At 28.9% G+C, this 20,764-nt stretch carries 26 protein-coding genes; 21 read left to right on the top strand and 5 right to left on the bottom strand.

Features of this window, described 5'->3' with window-relative positions:
- Positions 1 to 242: 242 nt before the first annotated feature.
- Positions 243 to 446: a hypothetical protein gene (locus J2Z42_RS13850; protein WP_209703359.1), complete on the top strand. Its 204-nt coding sequence runs from the start codon at positions 243 to 245 to the stop codon at positions 444 to 446.
- 85 nt (positions 447 to 531) lie between these two features.
- Here the strand turns inward: J2Z42_RS13850 and J2Z42_RS13845 are convergent, their stop codons facing one another.
- Positions 532 to 978 (bottom strand): MarR family winged helix-turn-helix transcriptional regulator, encoded by a 447-nt coding sequence (locus tag J2Z42_RS13845; protein ID WP_209703358.1) that lies wholly within the window; start codon positions 976 to 978, stop codon positions 532 to 534.
- A 34-nt stretch (positions 979 to 1,012) separates the two neighbouring features.
- Positions 1,013 to 1,336 carry a DMT family transporter gene (locus J2Z42_RS13840; protein ID WP_209703357.1) on the bottom strand — a complete coding sequence of 108 codons (324 nt, stop codon included), beginning with the start codon at positions 1,334 to 1,336 and terminating at the stop codon, positions 1,013 to 1,015.
- Positions 1,337 to 1,584: 248 nt separating this feature from the next.
- On the opposite strand from J2Z42_RS13840, the gene J2Z42_RS13835 reads away from it, so the two are divergent.
- The 10 genes from J2Z42_RS13835 (at position 1,585) to J2Z42_RS13790 (ending at position 9,850) form a co-directional block, all read left to right on the top strand.
- Positions 1,585 to 1,779 (top strand): alpha/beta-type small acid-soluble spore protein, encoded by a 195-nt coding sequence (locus tag J2Z42_RS13835; RefSeq protein ID WP_209703356.1) that lies wholly within the window; start codon positions 1,585 to 1,587, stop codon positions 1,777 to 1,779.
- Between the two features lie 197 nt (positions 1,780 to 1,976).
- Entirely contained in the window at positions 1,977 to 2,123 is a 147-nt protein-coding gene (locus J2Z42_RS13830; protein ID WP_342590040.1) for a DUF1540 domain-containing protein, read from the top strand.
- Between the two features lie 216 nt (positions 2,124 to 2,339).
- Positions 2,340 to 2,717: a desulfoferrodoxin gene (locus J2Z42_RS13825; RefSeq protein WP_209703354.1), complete on the top strand. Its 378-nt coding sequence runs from the start codon at positions 2,340 to 2,342 to the stop codon at positions 2,715 to 2,717.
- Positions 2,718 to 2,776: 59 nt separating this feature from the next.
- The gene (locus J2Z42_RS13820) at positions 2,777 to 3,478 is read left to right on the top strand and encodes a flavin reductase (protein ID WP_209703353.1); all 702 of its coding nucleotides are present in this window, start codon (positions 2,777 to 2,779) and stop codon (positions 3,476 to 3,478) included.
- A 250-nt stretch (positions 3,479 to 3,728) separates the two neighbouring features.
- Positions 3,729 to 4,373 (top strand): cupin domain-containing protein, encoded by a 645-nt coding sequence (locus J2Z42_RS13815; RefSeq protein WP_209703352.1) that lies wholly within the window; start codon positions 3,729 to 3,731, stop codon positions 4,371 to 4,373.
- A 702-nt stretch (positions 4,374 to 5,075) separates the two neighbouring features.
- On the top strand, positions 5,076 to 5,453 hold the full coding sequence (locus tag J2Z42_RS13810) for a YopX family protein (RefSeq protein WP_209703351.1): 378 nt from the start codon (positions 5,076 to 5,078) through the stop codon (positions 5,451 to 5,453).
- 54 nt (positions 5,454 to 5,507) lie between these two features.
- On the top strand, positions 5,508 to 6,884 hold the full coding sequence (locus tag J2Z42_RS13805; RefSeq protein ID WP_209703350.1) for a PhoH family protein: 1,377 nt from the start codon (positions 5,508 to 5,510) through the stop codon (positions 6,882 to 6,884).
- A 205-nt stretch (positions 6,885 to 7,089) separates the two neighbouring features.
- Entirely contained in the window at positions 7,090 to 8,097 is a 1,008-nt protein-coding gene (locus J2Z42_RS13800; RefSeq protein WP_209703349.1) for a phosphodiester glycosidase family protein, read from the top strand.
- A 25-nt stretch (positions 8,098 to 8,122) separates the two neighbouring features.
- Complete coding sequence (locus tag J2Z42_RS13795; protein WP_209703348.1) at positions 8,123 to 9,157, top strand: hypothetical protein; 1,035 nt, start codon at positions 8,123 to 8,125, stop codon at positions 9,155 to 9,157.
- Positions 9,158 to 9,202: 45 nt separating this feature from the next.
- Positions 9,203 to 9,850, top strand: coding sequence for a site-2 protease family protein (locus tag J2Z42_RS13790; protein ID WP_209703347.1), 648 nt, complete (start codon positions 9,203 to 9,205; stop codon positions 9,848 to 9,850).
- A 25-nt stretch (positions 9,851 to 9,875) separates the two neighbouring features.
- Here J2Z42_RS13790 and J2Z42_RS13785 read toward each other — a convergent pair whose 3' ends face one another.
- On the bottom strand, positions 9,876 to 11,345 hold the full coding sequence (locus J2Z42_RS13785) for a cell wall-binding repeat-containing protein (protein ID WP_209703346.1): 1,470 nt from the start codon (positions 11,343 to 11,345) through the stop codon (positions 9,876 to 9,878).
- Between the two features lie 123 nt (positions 11,346 to 11,468).
- The gene (locus tag J2Z42_RS13780) at positions 11,469 to 12,602 is read right to left on the bottom strand and encodes a glucosaminidase domain-containing protein (RefSeq protein WP_209703345.1); all 1,134 of its coding nucleotides are present in this window, start codon (positions 12,600 to 12,602) and stop codon (positions 11,469 to 11,471) included.
- A 197-nt stretch (positions 12,603 to 12,799) separates the two neighbouring features.
- Here J2Z42_RS13780 and trmB point away from each other — a divergent pair, with 197 nt between their 5' ends.
- Entirely contained in the window at positions 12,800 to 13,441 is a 642-nt protein-coding gene (trmB, locus tag J2Z42_RS13775) for a tRNA (guanosine(46)-N7)-methyltransferase TrmB (RefSeq protein WP_209703344.1), read from the top strand.
- 91 nt (positions 13,442 to 13,532) lie between these two features.
- On the opposite strand, the gene budA is transcribed toward trmB, so the two are convergent.
- Positions 13,533 to 14,249, bottom strand: a complete 717-nt coding sequence (gene budA / locus J2Z42_RS13770; protein ID WP_209703343.1) for an acetolactate decarboxylase — start codon at positions 14,247 to 14,249, stop codon at positions 13,533 to 13,535.
- 158 nt (positions 14,250 to 14,407) lie between these two features.
- Here budA and J2Z42_RS13765 point away from each other — a divergent pair, with 158 nt between their 5' ends.
- The 9 genes from J2Z42_RS13765 to J2Z42_RS14820 form a co-directional block, all read left to right on the top strand.
- On the top strand, positions 14,408 to 15,007 hold the full coding sequence (locus tag J2Z42_RS13765; protein WP_209703342.1) for an undecaprenyl-diphosphatase: 600 nt from the start codon (positions 14,408 to 14,410) through the stop codon (positions 15,005 to 15,007).
- Positions 15,008 to 15,047: 40 nt separating this feature from the next.
- Complete coding sequence (locus J2Z42_RS13760; RefSeq protein WP_209703341.1) at positions 15,048 to 16,337, top strand: VTT domain-containing protein; 1,290 nt, start codon at positions 15,048 to 15,050, stop codon at positions 16,335 to 16,337.
- Between the two features lie 56 nt (positions 16,338 to 16,393).
- Complete coding sequence (locus J2Z42_RS13755) at positions 16,394 to 17,074, top strand: response regulator (protein ID WP_281063561.1); 681 nt, start codon at positions 16,394 to 16,396, stop codon at positions 17,072 to 17,074.
- Positions 17,055 to 18,503, top strand: a complete 1,449-nt coding sequence (locus J2Z42_RS13750; RefSeq protein ID WP_209703340.1) for a sensor histidine kinase — start codon at positions 17,055 to 17,057, stop codon at positions 18,501 to 18,503. The genes J2Z42_RS13755 and J2Z42_RS13750 overlap by 20 nt, the downstream gene beginning before the upstream one ends.
- A gap of 33 nt (positions 18,504 to 18,536) precedes the next feature.
- Entirely contained in the window at positions 18,537 to 18,776 is a 240-nt protein-coding gene (locus J2Z42_RS14735; protein ID WP_209703339.1) for an SHOCT domain-containing protein, read from the top strand.
- 229 nt (positions 18,777 to 19,005) lie between these two features.
- Positions 19,006 to 19,362 carry an IS66 family insertion sequence element accessory protein TnpA gene (tnpA, locus tag J2Z42_RS13740; protein WP_209703338.1) on the top strand — a complete coding sequence of 119 codons (357 nt, stop codon included), beginning with the start codon at positions 19,006 to 19,008 and terminating at the stop codon, positions 19,360 to 19,362.
- On the top strand, positions 19,352 to 19,711 hold the full coding sequence (gene tnpB, locus J2Z42_RS13735; protein WP_209703337.1) for an IS66 family insertion sequence element accessory protein TnpB: 360 nt from the start codon (positions 19,352 to 19,354) through the stop codon (positions 19,709 to 19,711). The genes tnpA and tnpB overlap by 11 nt, the downstream gene beginning before the upstream one ends.
- A gap of 105 nt (positions 19,712 to 19,816) precedes the next feature.
- A complete protein-coding gene (locus tag J2Z42_RS13730; RefSeq protein ID WP_342590039.1) occupies positions 19,817 to 20,629 on the top strand; it encodes an IS66 family transposase in 813 nt (270 codons plus the stop codon).
- A 22-nt stretch (positions 20,630 to 20,651) separates the two neighbouring features.
- Positions 20,652 to 20,764: transposase (locus tag J2Z42_RS14820; protein ID WP_369698092.1), on the top strand; the 113-nt coding region annotated here is incomplete at its 3' end.

Here is a 20,764-nt window from a genome sequence, read left to right as displayed (position 1 = left end):
ATCTTCATGTAAAAAGAACAAATGACAAACTGCGACCATTTTAACAAATGGCCGTTTATTTTTGTACATATACACTTGGTAGTTTATCGCTTACACTTAAAAACAGTTAAATAAATATAAATGAGCATCTATTTCAATAGGTGCTTTTCTTATACCAGAAGGTGAAACAAAAAACTAAAGATAATCTTCTGGTTTACGAAAAATAGTAAAAATATGATAATATTAACTCAGGCGATTGTAATATGAAAAAAATAGCATTAGTAATTCTATGTTTTGTGCTTGTAATTACTGGTTGCTTCATAGCAAAAATGCAAGTTTCAAATTCGCAGAAGCAGTCGTCAGATCCTGCTAAGCAGGTAGTAGAAAATTATTTTAAATATCTTAATGAAAAGGATAAAAAAGAGTTTTTGGATAAAACAGGACTCTTTTTCTATAATTTATTTTAATTATTGTATGATAAATATAATGAAGTTACATTACAAGGAGTATACAAAATTTTACAGATATAAACTTTTTTTAATTACTAAAATATTATTTAGAAAGACTTTTATCTAATAAATCAGATAGCATACGGAAATTTTCTATCATATTCTTTTTTTGTTTTTCTGATATATTTTTAAAAGCTTCCGACTCTGATAATTTAAGTTTTTCAAGTATACTGTTTGCATATTGGCTTCCTTCCTTAGTAAATCTAACAATTTTATTCCTACGATCTTTAGGATTAACTATTCTAGAAATATACCTTTTTTTCTCAAGTTCAGATAATATTAATGAAACTGTCTGTTTAGGCAAACTTAATTTATCTCGAATCTTATTCTGAGTACAACAAGATGAACTTTGATTTATTACATATAGAGTAAATAAAGTTGTATCTTGAATATTATGTTTTTTTGCCCAAACGCGGTAACTATCATTAATTTTAAACCAAGATTTGTAATAAACATCTAATAGTTCGGAAATTTCATTATCTTTATTCATATTTTATGTATTTCTCCTTTAATTTGATATATAATTAATGGCTGGTACTACTAAGATTTAATCCTATAACTCCTAATATAATAAAGAGTATAGATATTACTTTTAAGATATTAATACTTTCTTTAAAAACAATAACTCCAATTATTGCTATAATTGTGGTACCTGCTGCTCCCCATATAGCGTATGCTACACTAACAGATATCTTTTTTAATGACATTGAAAGAAAAATAAAGCATAAAACATATGTTATGAGTGTACCTAATGCTGGCAATACTTTTGTAAATCCTTCAGACAGCTTCATGCAAGTAGTCCCTAAAGTTTCAAATGCAATAGCTATTATTAAATAAATCCATTCCATATATAAGAACCTCTTTTAAATAAAATTAGTCCAATAATAGACTAATTTTATTATAACAATAAGCTCTTTATTAATCAACAAAGATTTTATTTGAGCTTTATATAATTAAACATCGTACTATTCAATTGTCAAAGAACATCTATATATTCAGATTTATTGATTACTTTAATTACCTAGAATAATTTTTATAATTTTGTATAAACTTTAAATGTAAGCAGTAAAGATTACTATAAAAAGGAGTGATTAATATGGCATATAGTAATAAACTAGTAGTTCCACAAGCTAAAGCAGGACTAAACCAGTTTAAGATGGAGTCAGCTAGAGAAGTTGGAGTAAACTTAAAAGATGGCTATAATGGAGATTTAACTTCCAGAGAAGCTGGATCTGTAGGTGGAAATATGGTTAAGAAAATGATTCAAGCTTATGAACAAAATTTAAAATAAATATATAGCAAAAACCTGTACCCTTAGTTAAAAGAGTACAGGTTTTATTACTTGTTAGTATATGGAATATTGCTAGTAATAATAACATTAAAAAAGAGCTTATTCAATATATAAGAATAATATTTACGTTTTTAAACAATACTAAGTTATGTAAAATTTATAAACGAAAGAAGGTTTTGATTATGGATACTCCTAAAATGAGTGTTAAATGTGGTGTAGATTGTTGCCATTATTGGAATAATAATAGCTGTAATGCAAGTGCATTAGAAGTTAATCCAATGAAAGGTAAAGATCCTAACACTAGTGATGATACCTGTTGTACGACATTTAAGCCAGATAAGTAATAAATATATTGAGTAGAGGCTCCAGTTCAATTTGAATTGGAGTCATGTTTTACCTTAAAATAGAATGAAAGTTTGCATATGATGGGATTATATGGAAGATATTCGGAAATAATTAATGTTTATTGATAAACTATATTATTATTTGAAAATTATATATATTTTTCGACTAATAAATGGTATAATACTATTAAAATATTTTTATTGGAGGTAATGAGAATGACTCAATTAAATGAAATCTATAAGTGTGATTTATGTGGAAATATTGTAGAGGTAGTACATTCAAGTGGAGGACAATTGGTATGTTGTGGACAACCAATGACTTTACAAACGGAAAACACTGTTGAAGCATCAAAAGAAAAACATATTCCTGTAATAGAAAAATTGAAAGATGAAATATTGATTAAAGTTGGAAGTACAGAACATCCAATGGATGAAAAGCATTATATAGAATGGATTGAAATTCAGACTCCTAAAAATATATATAGAAAATATTTGAAACCAGGTGAAAAACCAGAGGCAGTTTTTAAAACAAATGATGATATTATATGTGCAAGAGCGTATTGTAATATTCATGGATTATGGAAATCAAATTAATATATAATTGTTTTAAAACTAGAATAAATTAGTACAATATGTTGAATGGAGGAAAGTTTATGATTGATAATAAAGCATTTTATAAGTTAAGTTATGGATTATATATTGTAAGTTCAGTTTCTGAAGGTAGAAAAAATGGTCAAATTGCAAATACAGTTTTTCAGATAACATCAGATCCAATTACGATTGCAGTTAGTATAAATAAACAAAATCTTACTCATGAATATATAAGAAAAAGTAAATTAATAGGAATTTCTGTTTTGTCTGAGGAAGCACCTATGGATTTAATAGGTAGGTTTGGCTTTAAATCTGGAAGAGATATAGACAAATTTTCAAATGTATCATTTAAAACGTTAGATAGCGGTGTACCAGTAGTTCTTGACAATACAGTATCATATTTTGAACTGCATGTTGAAAAAGAAATAGATGTTTTGACTCATACGGTATTTATTTGTAAGGTATTAAGTTCAGGTTTGATTAAAGATACAAATCAGATGACATATCAGTATTATCAGGATATAAAGCGCGGTAAAATACAAAAAACTGCATCAACTTATGTAGAAAATAAAGAGAAACCTGTAAGTGAAATTAGTAATGATAAACCTAAATATCAATGTTCAGTATGTGGATATATATATGATCCAGACGTTGGAGATTCTAAATCTGGTGTATCAGCAGGAACTTCATTTGAAAATTTACCGGATAATTGGACTTGTCCAATTTGTGGAGTGTCTAAAGATAAATTTAATCAAATAAATTAAAGTATTTTGATAATATAAAAGCACTGTATTATTCAGTTGAATTTTACGGTGCTTTATATATTTTAGAACATTATCTAACTATTTTAAAGTATTGCTTGAATAATCAAAGACTATTTTTGATCATTTTTTTCTCAGTGTTGTAAAGCAGAAATACAGCAATTTATTGATATATGTCTTGGTGGTGACAATCACATTTTCAGGACTTAGGACATAGTATAATTTTGTAACACTATATAAAGAAAGGAACAATATGTATAATACTGATAGAAGGTATCCATGTTACTATTACATCAATAAACAAATGTATAATTCGGGTAATATGTATGATAATGCATATAGTACCTATTCATGCCCTTATTTAGCTAATATATCAATGTACAATCAGAATTATTGGAGGCAGTTTAATGACCCGTATATTCCTTGTGACGATGAAGTTGAGTATGATTCAAGGCTTGATTGTTCACAATCATCGAAGGGTTATGATTCAATTGAATTAAAGGATTATGGACCACAGCCCTTTGTAGTTAACATTGATAAAGCTACTAAGCAAAACAATAATTTTCGTACTGCTCTATGGACAGGAAAACACCTGCAAGTTACCTTGATGAGCATCAATGTCGGTGATGATATTGGTTTGGAAATTCATCCAAATGTTGATCAGTTCATACGAGTTGAAGAAGGCCAGGGGCTTGTTAAAATGGGAAAAGATAAATATAAGTTGGGTTTTCAGAAAAAAGTATATGATGGCTTTGCAATAATGGTACCTGCTGGTACATGGCACAATGTTATAAATACAGGTAATAAACCACTTAAAGTATATTCTATTTATGCACCACCTCAACATCCACGCAATACGGTTCATGTAACCAAAGCGGATGCAGAAGCCTCTGAATAGAACCAGCAAATGAATATAATTATTTTAACACCGTATTATTCAAAATGAATTTTACGGTGTTAAAAATAATTATAAAACTTGAGTAGTTCATAAAATAATATAATTTGTTACAAATAGTTAATTAATATGACACTAAGTTGTAATAAAAACCTTATAGAATAATAAGTGTCCTAAGGAAATAACCTTAGCGAAAATGAAAATAAAGGTTCTACATATATATAAAAGTAATGGTAATTACCAAACTGGTGTCTGTGGTTGCAGGGCACTCTAAAATTAAGTGCAACCGCCAAAATATATTATATAAATTAAATTTGTTAAAATTTACAAAAGTCAATACTTGATTTTCCAAAAATTAACATATATAATAATACTTGTCCTAAGGTAAAAACTTAGAGGGAAAAATATGCATTTGGATAAATTCCAGGTGTTTATTTTTTTATCTAAAACTATAATTCGTCAAAAAAGTGATTTGTTCATAAAGTGTTTAAAAAGTATATAGTTATTTAATAAATATGACATAATACCGTAACAAATAACTTATATAATGACAATAATCCTAAGATAAAACTTAGAGAAAAAAATAATAGTCCCCCTATTATTTATTTATTGAAATAAAAATAAGTACTGGTAGTTACCGGTGCTTATTTTACGTGATAAAATAAAAGAAAGTAGTTTAGTACAACTTAATATGGAGGATAAAACATGAGAGAGTTTAAATTTAGAATTTGGGACAAGAAGAATAAAAGTTGTCATATAAAAAATAATCCTTATACGGAAGAAAGTTTAAAAATAAAAGACAGGTTTATAGTTACAGAATTTACAGGATTAAAAGATAAAAATGGTAAAGAAATTTTTGAAGGGGACATTATAGGAATAAATTATGAAGAAACTTCCATAAAATTGCCGGTTAAATTTGGAAAATATTCATTTGACAAGTTTATAGGAGAATGTGGAGAAATTAGTGAATCAACTGAATTATATGGATTTTATGTAGAAAATGAATATCTTTATATTCAAATGTTGAATGGAAATGTAGTAATTGTAGGTAATATATTTAATAATGAGGATATAAAATTTTAGAATATTTTTTAATACCGATATAATATAATAGTGTTAAAGAGAGAAGGAATGGCTATGAAAAAGACTTATATCTTAGACACTAATGTTATTCTGTATTCACCAATAGCTATATTGACTTTTGGAGATTCTGATGTAGTTATACCAGAAATTGTACTCGAAGAGCTTGACAGCTTTAAGAAAAATAAAAATGACTTAGGTGCAAATGCAAGGTATGCAGCTAGATTAATAGACGATTTTAGAAAAAAAGGAAAACTTAACAAAGGCGTAAAGCTTCCAGGTGGTGGGAAGTTAAGGGTTGAAATGAATCATCATGATATAAAAATGCCTCCATCCTGGGATAAGAGCAAACCGGATAATAGAATAATACAGGTTTGTATAGGACTTAAAAAAAATGGAGAAGATGTTTGTTTAATAACAAAAGATACTTTTGAAAGAATTAAAGCAGACACCATGGATATAGAAGTTGAAGATTTTTACGAAAAAATAGTTCCAGAGGATGAAAGTCAGTATACAGGAAGAATAGAACTATATATATCTAAAGATAATATCACTGAGTTTTATAAAAATAAATATATTGATATGGATAATATAAGTTGTTATATTGAATCAACACAGGAATATACTGCTCCAAAGCTTTATATTAATGAATTTGTTATACTTCGATGTGTCGATAATCCCAAGCAAACTGCACTTGGAAGGTTTGATGGAGAAAAAATTGCACAACTTAACTTTACAGATATGTCGCCTATAGGAATAAGTCCAAGGAATGTTGGACAGAAATTTATGCAGGAAGCTCTTTTTACAGATGCTGATAAGGCACCACTTGTTATAATAAAAGGTCCGGCGGGTACAGCCAAAACTTTGTTCTCATTAGCTGTGGGATTGCACAATATATTGGAAGATAACATGAAAAAATATAGAAGGATATTGGTTTGCAGACCTAATGTAACCATGGATGAAGATATAGGTTTTTTACCCGGGACTGAGAGAGAAAAAATATTTCCGTTTATGAGACCTATACTTGATAATTTAGAGATATTGGTAGATTCTGATGAAAAAGAAAGATATAAAAATGAAAAAGAACTGGCTGATAAAATAAAAGAATTATTTGATAGAAGAATAATAGATACAGAAGCTGTGGGATATTTGAGAGGACGTTCCATAGTAAAAAACTGGCTTATAATAGATGAAGCACAAAACTTAACGCCCAAGCAGGTGAAGTCTATTATAACTAGAGTTGGTATTGGAACAAAGCTCTTGCTTATAGGTGATCCGGAACAAATAGATCAACCATTTCTTGATTCTAGATCAAACGGCTTAAGCTATGCATCAGAAAAAATGAAGGGGAGCAAACTATGCTATCAGGTAACTTTAAAGCATAGTGAATGTGAAAGATCACCGCTAGCTTATGAGGCATCCAGGAAATTATAAAATTATAAATTTTTTAGCATGATTTACTTGAATTATGGTACCCTAATTATAGGATGTTTATTTTTCTATAAATTAGGGTACTTTTTATTTACAAAATTATTATTTACAAAATTTTTATTTAATTTGGAACCTTTGCTATTTAAAAAATAAGTTATTTATTGTACAATATTGAAAGATGTATTTTGTAGAAAGGAAAATTTTTAGTATGAGAAAAAGAAGAGTTGATGGTAAAAGTAGAAAACATATATGGAAAAATATAGTAATGTTTTTAATATTTGAAGTCGTATTCACATGTATAACTGCTCCATTTCTTGTATTTCGCGGTCCTTTTAAAAATGTTACAAGGACAGTGGTAGGTTCTGCAATGACAACATTAAGCCATCAATATATTGCAAAACTATTTTTATCTGATGCAGAAATAAAGAGTATATTAGGAGAGAACAAGATAGATAATATAAAGCAGCAGGATATTGATCCTTCTAAATTTAAAAGTACACATGACAGCAGTATAGAAAGAGAAGATATAAGTGAAGGTAATAAATTTAAAGGGTACATGCTTATAATTCATGATCCTACTAGAATAAAAGTAGGATATAGTAAAAAATTAGGAGTAGCAGGTGAATTAACCAGCATGATAGCAAAAGATAATAATGCTGTAGCTGCTATAAATGGTGGAGCTTTTACAGACAGTTCCAATAAAGACAGTCAATGGACAGGCACTGGGGGTAAGCCTGAGGGTTTGCTTATGAGTAAAGGTAAGATAATATACAATGATATAACAGATCCAAATGAAAAAATACAAATTATGGGATTCACTGATAAAGGGCAGTTAATAGTTGGATCTCACAGCTTGAATGATATTAAGAAACGTAAGATAACAGAAGCCATATCATTTAAACCGGCAATAGTAGTAAATGGTGAAGGTACTATAAAATCTGGAGATGGTGGTTGGGGTATAGCTCCAAGAACTGCTATAGGACAGAGAAGCGATGGAGCTATACTATTTCTTGTTATAGATGGAAGACAAACCAAGAGTGTAGGAGCTTCACTTAAAGATGTTCAAAATATAATGCTTCAATATAATGCACTAAATGCTACTAATCTTGATGGTGGTTCTTCATCAACTATGTATTATGAAAATGAAATTATAAATAATCCATGTGATCCATTGGGAGAAAGATCCGTTCCTTCTGCTGTTTATGTAGAACAATAAAATAGAAAATAAAGGAGAGTGTTGGATGAAAACTTTTAGAAAAATCACATCATGGATTATTGTATCTTTAGTTGTACAATTTGCTGGATTGTTTTATATTAATAATTATTTTTTATCTTCTAACACGGAAATAAAGACAAAAAAAATTGTAAAAAGTGAACCTAAAAAAGATGATGCAGTTGTAAAAATACCTGATGATGCTACAAATATTAGTACTTCTTTTGATGGTATGTATATATCTTATTATGAAGAGAACACACTTAAAATAATAAATACGAAAAATGGAAACGAAAAAAATATATATTTTAAAAATGGTTCAAAAATGTCATTTTATAAATGGCTTAAAGATAGAAATAGAATGCTTATAGCTGAAAAACAAAGCTCGGATTCTGAAGATGATGGTTATATTTTTAATTTGGAATATTATGAAGTAGATAAGGATATAAAAGAAAATATAAAAAAATTAAAAGATTTAAGTAGTAAAACTGAGATTGAGGATATACAGGAATCTCCGCTTACTAATGTTATATACATTAAAACAAAGGATTCTGGTGAAAGAACCAATATATATAGAATTAATATAATGAATGAAATGGAAAAAGTAAAAACAAACTCATGTATAGTAGGAAATATGGGAATACTATCTTTAAAGGATAAGCTTATATATGAAGATGATATATATCACAAAATTTATGTAACAGGTCAAGATGAACCTCTTAATTTAAGTAGTGTGAAGAATCCTGTATGGGTTGGAGTAGATGATGATGACAGAGTTTATATAGGAGATATGCAGGACAATAAAGTTAGCAATTTGTATTATGGGAATATAGATGACACTAACAAGAATTATCAAACTATAAACATTGGAGAATCAGTTAACGCAAGTGATATATATGTAAATAAATCTGGAAAAGTATATGTTAATAATAATCTAAAAGGTGAAGTTAAAGATATTTCAAGTGGCAAAACTTATACATATCATGGACAGTTTGTTCAAATGTACGATAATGGAATTATTTCTGTAAGTGATGGAAAATTAGTTAAAACTCTGTTAAACTAAAGAGTATATTTGAAATTTAAATTTTCATTTGAAAGAAGGGATTAGTTGAATATAGACATATTAAATAAAGTACTTATTATACCGGGAATACTTATAGGACTTACGTTTCATGAATATGCCCATGCAATTGTTTCGGATAAATTAGGAGATAAAACACCTAGATTTCAAGGAAGATTGACTTTGAATCCATTTGTACATTTAGATATAATTGGTTTCATAATGATAATTTTAGTTGGATTTGGGTGGGCAAAGCCAGTAGAGACTAATCCTTCTGCATATAAAAACAGGTATAGTGATGATTTGAAGGTATCTATAGCAGGACCTATTGCTAATCTTTTGGTGGCATTTGTGTTTGCAATTCTCACTGTTCTTATATATAAGTTCGGGTTTTCTCAGAATCTAATGTCGACTTCAATTGCAAATATAGTAGTTAAAATATTTTTGCAGGCAGTTAATATAAATTGTATGCTTTTTGTTTTTAATTTAATACCTATACCGGGATTGGATGGATTCCACATATTGAGAGATTTATTTCCATCGATATATTACAAAATATCTGATACAGTTTATAGATATCAACTCATAATATTGGTTATATTTGTCGTAACTCCAATTGCAAATTATGTAGTTGGTATTCCATCTTCGATTTTATCATACAGGTTTATAAAAATAGCAACAGCTATAATAGGATAGCTGTTGCTTTAACTTTATTTTAGATTTATTTTACCTGTTGTTCCAGTTCGTTAAATATAGTGTGTACTTTAATACCCCAATTCCCATCTTCAGCATATTTTTTACCTATCCAAGCAAAAGCATCTTCACCACTAGGCAAATCAACACATAACTTAACTACGGTTCTAGCAGCTATTTGTGAAGAATCATCTATATTTGTGTTATATAGCTGCCAGCTTTGATAAACGTTAAAAGGATTATTTGCAATTTTGGATGCATCTTTTCCATCCTGTTGCACAAAGTTTTCTTCCTGACCAGTTATTGCGAAAAGTAAAAGAGGATTAACATTGTACTCTTCAGCTGAATTTAATATAGCTGAAAAGTATGGTTCTTCTGCAAGTAATGAATTATGGCTTGTAAGAAAGGATTTTAGTTTATCCTCCTGTATTTGTGTATATTTCAAAGAATCTGGCAAATTGTTTGGTACATTTAAGCTGATTCCTTGACTATGTTCCTTGGCATTTACATTAGTAACTTGACTGGTGCTTGGGTTACTAGCTTGTCCACCATTTGCAATAACGTCTGCAGTATTATCTGAAATTCCAGCGGTACCACCAAGTATATATAATTTGGTAAAGGCCTTATTGGCTATGAAACTTTTTGTAGTATCTTCTAAATCATCTCCAACCAAAACTATAGGATTTCCATTAAGTGCTGCAAAAGCTGATCCACTTAAAGCATCTGCGAAATCTTTTGAAGATGCTAAGAAAGCAGTGCCAAAATCAAATTTGTCCCAAAATTTATTTATTACGTTTATATTTCTTTCGTATGCATCATTTCCAGTTATTCTTTGAACGTCAGGAAAATTAGAAACTGCAGAATCGCTGATTAAATCTTCTCCACCTACAACATATGTTTTAGTTATATTATTTTCTTTGATAAAACTTGCTACTGAATCTGGTACATAATCTTTTGGCATTAATATAATAGGAATTTGAAGTTTAGCTGCTATAGGAGATACTGAAAGAGCATCAGTATAGCTGCTGTCTGTAGTTAATATTATTCCGCTTGAAGTTCCTATTTCTTTTGCGACATCTACAGAAGTTGAAGTCCTATCTTGTCCCGAAAACCTTTTAGTTTGTATATTCATTGCATTAAGCTGATCTTCGATTGAAGTATTTATAACACCAGTACCACCTACGATAAATGCTTTTTTTATGTTTAATCTGATTAATTGATTATATGTATCACTATTTAATTTATCGTTTTCTGTCAAAAGTATTGGTGCATTATATTTTTTCGCTAAGGTAGATGCACTTAAAGCATCTGGAAAATTAGAACCATTAACTATAACAGCACAATCTGAATTCTGCCAGCCCTTGGTAACTATTGCAGAACAGGTTTTATATCTATCACTTCCCCATAATCTTTCAACTTGAGCTGAAGCTGCTTTAACTGTACTATGAAAAGATATTAATACAGAAATAGCAAATAATAAAATTATCTTTTTTTTCATTTATATTCCTCCCTAAGTAATATATTAATGTAATACACGTATAATTTCAAATATGTAAATTAATAATGGAAATTATGTAAAATAAAAACACCAACTGTTTTCCGAACAGCTGATGTTTTTATTTTACTTTTCAAGTTCTTTAAATATGGAACGCACTCCATAACCCCAATTTGTATCTTCTGCATATCTTTTGCCTATCCATAGGAAAGGATCTGCATTTTGGGGTCTGTCTTTAGATAAAGTTATTACGGTACGGGCAGCTATTTTAGAGGAATCATCTATATTTGTATTGTATTCCTGCCAGCTGTGAAAAACGTTAAAAGGATTATTGGCAATCTTATTTGCATCTTTTTCACCTTGTGGTACAAAATCTTGTTCCTGGCCCGTTATTGCAAAAAGTAAAAGTGGATTTATATTAAATTCTTTGGCTGTATTTAATATAGTTGAGAAGTAGGGCTCTTTTGCAAGTAACGAATTGCGTTTTGTAAGGAAATCCTTTAGTTTACCCCTACGTATTCTTCTATACTTTATATAATCAGGCAAATTGTTTTGTGTATTAGTTATTTTATTTAATCCATCTAAATATATACTTCCTTTTTGAGAATAATATACAGAATATATAGAATGATCAATAATATTTTTACCGGCAGCTGTATGTGCTAATATGCTTATAATAAAAATACAGATTAAACTCATTGAAAAAATTACTTTTTTGCTCTTGATTATATTTAAAATATGATTACTATTTGAATTTTGGGTATTAGATATATTATTGGATGTATGTTCTATGTCGACATAGTTTTTGTATGAATCTATAATTTTATTATCACGCTTGACTTTAGACTTTTTAATTGTGATTTTGTCTTTAGGTAAATTATTTTCTATGTAATTTTTGAATGAATTTTGGCTAACTTTATTTTTTACATTCAAATTAACCCAGTTGAGCAATCTTTTATTTGAACTTTGTTCATGATTCATATTCGTGATACACGATTTGAACAGGTCATACATAAAAATAGAATCTTTATTTTTAAAAATAGTGTTTTTTAAAGTATTAAATTTTATCTTATTTTTTTCAGATTCGTTGAACTCGCTGAGATTTGTATCAAGTATATGATGTATTGTTTTTGAGAGCATGTCCGCTTTTTTTGCTTCAGTATTATTAACATATTTTTTGTCGATATAATTTTTCATGTTTAATATATCATTTTTGTTAATTAGTTTTTTGTTCTTTAATTCTTCTATAAAGTAATCCATAATCTCACAACCTAAATAGTTTTGGCTAAATATATTAGTTATCGTAATTTAGAAGAAAAACTTTAATATACTAACTAATTATGTTTAATTATAATGAAATGTGAATTTTATAATATGTAGACTAAATAATATATATGTGATAAAGTTAAAAATATGTTGAAATTTAACGATTTTATGATATGGAAGGGAAATAGAATATGAGACTTAGGAAAAAGTGGTGGGCAAGGCCTGAAATGGAGGCAAGTCATCTGACTATAGTAAATCCACAGGAGCATAGTGGAAAATGGAATGAAGAATTTGAAAATAAAAATAAAATATATCTTGAATTAGGCTGCGGCAGGGGAAAATTTATATGTACTAATGCTGAAAATAATAAAGATATAAATTATATAGGAATTGATTTAAAAGATGAGGTACTTATATATGATGTCAGAAGGGCAGAAGAGTTAGAACTTGAAAATGTGAGAATTGTACCTATGAATATAGGAAATATTGAAGAAATATTTGATACTGATGAGATCAGCAGAATATACATAAATTTTTGCAATCCATGGCCAAAGGAAAGACACAAGAAGAGAAGACTTACTCATCCAGGATTTTTAAATATGTACAAGAAATTTTTAGTACCGGGAAGTGAAATATGGTTTAAGACTGATGATACTGGATTATTTACAGATTCTCAGGAGTACTTTCCTGAGAGCGGTTTTAATATAGAATATTTGACATATGATTTGCACAATAGTGATTTCCAAGGAAATATCACTACGGAATACGAAGAAAAGTTTACATCTCTTGGAATGAAGACTATGTTTTTGATAGCCAGGTATGAGCAGATATAAAATATGTAATAAGAAGAATGTTATTAGAAAGAGATCAATAATTAAAACAATAAATGATAATTTAAAATAACCAGATAATGGAGATATCTGGTTATTTTTCAACTTCTTTTATTTCATCACTTCTATCTTTAACTTCCATATTATAAAAGCTTTCATTCTCTGGAATTTCCATTCTGAAACAAGAACAATTTTGAACAAATGCAGTTGCATTTTTTATTGAAAGCTCGCTTATATGCCCTCCAAATTTTTTGTCTTTGCTTACGAAATGAAAGTGGTATCCGGGAACATTAATTCCTTTAATAAAAGATGGACACCTAAATCCAACTATATATCCATCTATATCCTTATATTCAAAAATAGGTTGATTTTTAACAGCTTCAGCCATAGGTTTATAAGGCATCTCCTGTTTTACTACAGTTCTTGTTCTAACATAATTGAATTTACCTTCTATGTAAAAAGCATAAAATACGTTCGTGCTTTCTATAAGGCTATCAAATTTTTCCTGTATATCATGATAAGAATTTAAATCATGTATATCATGTATATCATAATTTTCAAATTCAGTAATAACAGCAAATGGAACAAAGTCATTTTTAGAACATACATAAATAGTTCCATCTGGTCTAGTTCTATAAAAGATACCATCTAATAAAGTTAATTCACCATCTAAGCCCTTAAATGTTCCTATTCCAAAATTTCCTTTTTGAAGAAGCTTGCTTAATGAAACACATCCGTCATATAATCCTGAGACTAATGCATTTATCGTAGATATTTGGTATATATGATTTGGAGTATCTAATTCATCCATTACGGTCACCTCAGAAGTAATTATAGCATAGCAAATTTTAAGTTTCCATATTGAAATTTAATATAAATCCAAATTATTTTTAATCTAATTTTAATCTTTTATAGACATAATATTAAACATATGAAATGATTATTAAATAATGAAAGGATATTTTAAACATGAACATGGAACTTTTTAGATTAATAAATAATTTGGCAAATAAAAATAGTGGATTGGATCATATAATGATTTTCTTTTCAAAGTATGTACCATATATATTTATGGGAATTATTGCATTAGTGTTTGTTTTAGGCTTTATTGGTAAAAATGAAGAGTATAGGAAAGCATCTATTAATACATTTCTTGTTACAGTTATTAACTTAATATTAAGTTTTATAATTGGAAATATATATTATGTTGATAGACCTTTTGTTCATAACAAGGTGAATTTACTTTTCCCACATGTAGAAGATGCATCTTTTCCGAGTGATCATGCTGTAGGAACAATGAGTATAGCATTAGGGCTAGGAAAATACAATAAAGTACTTGGAATAATACTGACAATAGTATCAATTCTTGTAGGATTTTCAAGAGTATATGTTGGACATCATTATCCATTTGATGTTGTTGGTGCATATATTATGGTATTTATCACAAACTATTTGTATAATTTAACATTAAAAAATAAAGTGGATATGACTTATACAAAAATTGAAGGCTTATTAATTAAAAAATTAGGATTTAAGAAATACACAGATAAAAATACATTAAATGACTAAATATTAAACTTTAAAAGATAGATGTGGAGGGAGCTATAAATTGCAGTCTATAATAGGACTTCTTAATCATTACGGATATATAGTTTTATTAGTTGCACTAATATTGGAGCTGATTGCATTTCCACTTCCGGGTGAAGTCCTTATGACCTATTGTGGATTTCTAGTAAATGAGCAGAAATTAAATTGGTTGTTAAGTATTATGATTGCGTCATCTGGAGCAATTATAGGCATAACAATATCATATTTTATAGGAAATATACTGGGTGTTACATTTTTTAAAAAGCATGGTCACTATATTCATTTAAATCCAGATAGATTAGATAAAACATCGATGTGGTTTAATAAATATGGCAATAGATTGCTGCTTATTTCATATTTCATACCTGGAGTTAGACATATTACGGGATATTTTTCAGGGATTACGGAAATTTCATATAGAAAGTTTGCATTGAATTCTTATATAGGAGCTTTTTTATGGACTACAACATTTATTTCTTTGGGGAAGGTTTTGGGAGTTAATTGGGAAAAATATCATAGCGTGGTTACTAGATATCTAATTATAGGTGGTTTAATAATATCTTTAATTATAATTCTCATCTATCTTTATAGAAATTACAAAGACAAGATTATTGAATTTACTATAGGAGCACTTGAAAAATCTATAAAAATATTTAACTCATTCGGTAAGATTAAACTTGCATTAGCGGGGGTCGCGTTAGTTTTTTTGATTTTTTGTGGGCTTGTAATTGGTATTATACAAGATTATTTAGCACATGAATTTAGTCAATTTGATAGTTTGACATCTTTATTAGTGAAATTAATATTTACACAGAAATGGATGTATACAATGAAGTTATTTGGGAACTTAACTTCCTACAAAATTTTAATTCCATTTATTATATTAATATCTATCTGGATTGTATTTAAAGGTGTAGATAGATTTCTCGAAATACGATTTATGTTTTTAGCAATTTTAGGCAGCGAGGTTTTACAATTTGTGTTAAGAAATATTTTTAGACGTATGGGACCATCAGGATTATCACTAATGGAAGCAGTTAAATATACTTTTCCAAGTAAGCAAGCTCTATTAGCTATTGTTATATATGGTTTTATATCTTTTATAATAATACGTCATTCTAGTAGAAAATGGCTTGGGAGTGCAGCTGTAGTTATGGCTTTGGCTATCTGTTTTTTTGCTGGATTAAGTCCTTTATTTTTTCAAACAGAATATCCAAGCGATATTTTTGCAGGATATGTATTTGGGGTGGTGTGGCTGGCTCTGAATATTATTCTATTAGAAGTTTATCGTATCCTGCCTAAGATAAAATGACAGGTATAGTAAAAAATAATAAAATGGTATATATTTTTTCTTATGGAGGTGGTAACTTGAAGAATTTTAAAATACTTTTAGTTGAAGATGAAAAACAGATGTCAATGTTTATTCAAATGGAGCTTAACCATGAAGAATATGAAGTTGATGCAGCATATGATGGGAGAGAAGCTTTAAAAAAAGTTGAAGATACGGATTATGATTTAATCCTCCTTGACATTATGATACCAAATTTAAATGGAATTGAAGTTTGTAGAAGAATAAGGCAATCATCAAATGTACCAATTATAATGTTAACAGCCAAAAGTGACATACCAGATAAAGTTTTGGGACTTGATGCTGGGGCTAATGATTATTTAACCAAACCTTTTGCAATAGAGGAACTATTAGCAAGAATAAGAGTATATGAAAGAGATAAATCATTAAAAGATGAAACTGATCAAATTAAAGTAAAAGATGTTATTATGGACAATAAAATACATCAAGTTTTTAGAGGAGACAAGGAAATTGAACTTACTAAAACAGAATACAATCTTCTTAAAATATTATTAAGTAATAAGAATGTTGTGCTTACAAGAGAACAGTTGATTGAAGATGTATGGGGTTATGATTATGCAGGCGATACGAATGTGGTAGATGTATTTATAAGATATTTACGAAGTAAAATTGATGAGGGCTTTCAGAATAAACTTATAACCACTATAAGAGGTGTAGGCTATGTTATCAAGGATAATTGAATTTATTTCAAAGTTGATTAAAAAAGTTTTAAATATAATTAATCATGCGAAGGTTTCTATAAAACTCACAGTGGTTTATGGATTTATGTTTTCAATAGTGCTATTTATATTGAATGCTTCAATTTTATATGGAGTAAAACATTACACATATGATCAGGTAAACAAACAAATAGATGATGCTCAAACTATAATATTAAATAATATTAAACTACAAATCAATAATTCGAATTTATTTGATAAAAAAATTTTTTTGGACATACCTTCTAAAGAAGATATATCAGCAAGAATAATACAGGAGAATGGAAAAGTAATAAATTCATCAGATAAATTTGACTATAATATTAAGATATCAGATGAAGGCAAAAAAAAGAAGATTAAGGAAAGACATATAGAAGACAAGGAAAGACATTTAGTGTATAAAAATGTTAAGTTTCAAAGCAAGAAATATGGTACTTTATACATTCAAATAGTAAAGGACATGGACAGCGAATATGATTTTATGAAAATATTATTAGGGGTTATGGCTGTAGCTGACTTTATAGGTATTATAGCATCAATTATACTGGGATACATTGTAAGTAAGAAAATGTTAAAGCCAATTGATTATATAACTAAAACTGCTGAAAATATAAGTATTAATAACCTAAAGGAAAGAATAGATGTAAAAGGTCCTGATGATGAACTAAAAAGACTTGCTAGTACATTCAATAATATGATAGATAGGCTTCAAGAATCTTTTGATAGGCAATCCCAATTTGTATCAGATGCTTCACATGAATTAAGGACTCCTGTTTCTGTTATTCAGGGGTATGCTAATTTACTAGATAGATGGGGGAAAGATGATAGAGATGCTTTGGAAAAATCAATTTATGGAATTAAATTAGAAGCTAATAATATGGCTGATTTAATTGAAAAGTTGTTGTTTCTTGCAAGAGGGGATAAGGGCACTCAGCTTGTAGAAAAGAAAGAATTTTATCTCAATGAGTTAATTGATGAAGTAGTTAAGGAAAGCAAACTCATAGGGCAAAAACACATAATATCCAGTGACAAAAATGATGTTGTAAAAGTTTTGGCAGATTATAAGATGTTAAAGCAGATGTTAAGAGTGTTTATTGATAATAGTATAAAGTTTACTCCAGAGCATGGAAAGATAGATATAAGTTCAGAAGTTAAGGATGAAACTGTAAGAATAACTGTTAGTGATACAGGTATTGGAATACCTAGAGATGAAATCAAAAACATATTTAACAGATTTTATATTGTAGATAAATCCAGATCTAAAGAGAAGGGTGGTACAGGACTAGGGCTATCTATTGCAAAGTGGATTGTTGATATGCATAATGGAACTATAGATGTGGAAAGTGAAGAAGGCAAAGGCTCAAAAATAATTGTTACATTAAATATACACAAATTATTCACAACTTTATAGTATAATAAAATAAAAATTATGGAGGTGTTTTAAATGTTTTGTAATGGATTTGGAGGATCATATGCAGGATCCAATTTTTTTATGATGGCTATAATGCTTGCAGTACTATTGTTTACAGTATATTTTGCATATAAAACAATAAATAATAAAAATTTAAACCTTGCTGTTGATACATCTTCATCAAAAGCTATGGCTATATTGAATGAAAGATTTGCAAGGGGTGAGATTAGCGAAGAAGAGTATGAAATTAAAAAGAGTCAGATACTTAAATAATTCAAAATATAAATTCGCTTAATATCGATATAATAGTAGTCCGTAGAGGAAATGACCTCTATGGATTTTTTGTATTATAATATTAATAATCAAACTTTGTTGTTTAAAAGGAGGTAAACGGTGAATAATACGTACCTCGTATTAGCAGCAAATTTTTGAGATAATTTATTCAAGCTTTAAAAAACTACTAGTTTTTCAGAACAGCTAAACTAGTTTCTGGGAGGTATTGATGGATAAAATTACTCATAAAATGCGTTTGGATTATTGGATGCCTATTATAAGTAAATGCCACAAAAGTGGCATGTCCGTGAGGGCGTGGTGTATCCAAAACAATATTAATGAAAAAAAATTCTACTATTGGCAACGTCGTATCAGAGAAGAAGTTTTTAAAACCTTGAAACGAAATGAATCTGAAAACCAGGCATATTTTGTACAACTTCCAATTCATAATAATACTTTAAAAAATATTCCTTCCTTTAAACCAGATATTGTTATACATATCCAAGACAACGTATTAGAGATATCTAATACTGTTTCAGAAGAATTGCTTTCAAAGGTTTTGAAGGTGATATCAGATGTTAAATGATGCTTTTGGTTTTGAAAAGATATACATTGCCTGCGGCTACAATGATTTAAGAAGAGGTATCGATGGACTTGCTAACATTGTCCAGCAACAATTTAAACTCGATCCTTTTAAGCCAAGAATACTCTTCTTATTTTGTGGAAGAAAAACAGATCGCATTAAAGGACTTTTATGGGAAGGTGATGGATTTCTTCTTTTATATAAGCGTTTAGAAACAGGAAAGTTTCAATGGCCACGTAATGAAAATGAAGTAAAAGCTATCTCTCCTCAACAATATAAGTGGTTAATGGAAGGACTTTCTATAGATCAAAAGAAAGCTATAAAACCTCTTTCACCCGAAAGGGTTTTGTAATGAAACTATCCACAATAAATGTTTGATTTATAACAGTTTTCCACAACTTTTGTAAATTGCTTTTTTTCTATTGTTTCTGTTCTCTAAATATGGTATCTTGACAATATGGATAAGAAATATACAGAAGTTGAACTAACTAAATATAGCAAAGAAGATATCATTTCTATTTTATTGACTATGCAAAAAGTTACAGAAAATCTTTCAAAGACTTGTGCTGAGCAGAAAACTCAGCTGGAACAAGTAAATCAAAATATGAAATTGATTTTAGAACAGATAAGCATTTCAAAAAACAAAAGATTTGGACGTTCTTCAGAAAAGATGATTTATGATGGCCAATTAGGAATGTGTTTCAACGAAGCAGAGGTTACCATTGAAACAAAGTATGTTATAGAACCAGAGCTGGAAGAAGTCCGCCCTAAAGCCTATAAGAGAAGAAAATCATCAGGTAAGCGAGATGCGGATTTAAAGGACCTTCCGGTAGAAATAATCATGCACGAGTTAACATCTGAAGAATTAAAGGAACGTTTAGGTGATAAGTGGAAGCGACTGCCCGATGAAGTATATAAAAGGCTTACTTTTCATCCTGCGGAATTTAAAGTTGAAGAGCATCATGTTGCAGTATATGCAGGTAATGATAACGAAACTATTATCCGTGGTAAAAGACCAGTTGATCTTCTTCGTAATAGTCTTGTTACTCCTTCACTTGAAGCTGCTATCATGAACAGTAAATATGTAAATGCTATACCTCTTTATCGTTTGGAACAAGAATTTTTAAGGAATGATGTGGTACTAAGCAGACAGGTAATGGCTAATTGGACAATCAAGTGTGGAGAACGCTATCTTTCTCTTCTTTATGATAAACTCCATAAAGTGACCCTTACCCACTTTGATAGACACGAGGAACTCGTGTTATATTAAAAGTGAAAGGAATGGTAGGGTTATGAAAAAACAATATAGTGCAGAATTTAAAATTGAAGCAATAAAAAGATTAGAGAAATCTGGAGAATCATTAAATAAGATAGCAACAGAATTAGGAGTAAGACCAACAACAAT

Source organism: Clostridium algifaecis (assembly GCF_017874415.1).
In the GTDB taxonomy this organism is placed as follows: Bacteria; Bacillota; Clostridia; order Clostridiales; family Clostridiaceae; genus Clostridium_B; species Clostridium_B algifaecis.
The sequence above is the reverse complement of the archived record's forward strand: the minus strand, read 5'-3'. Positions and strand labels throughout refer to the sequence as shown.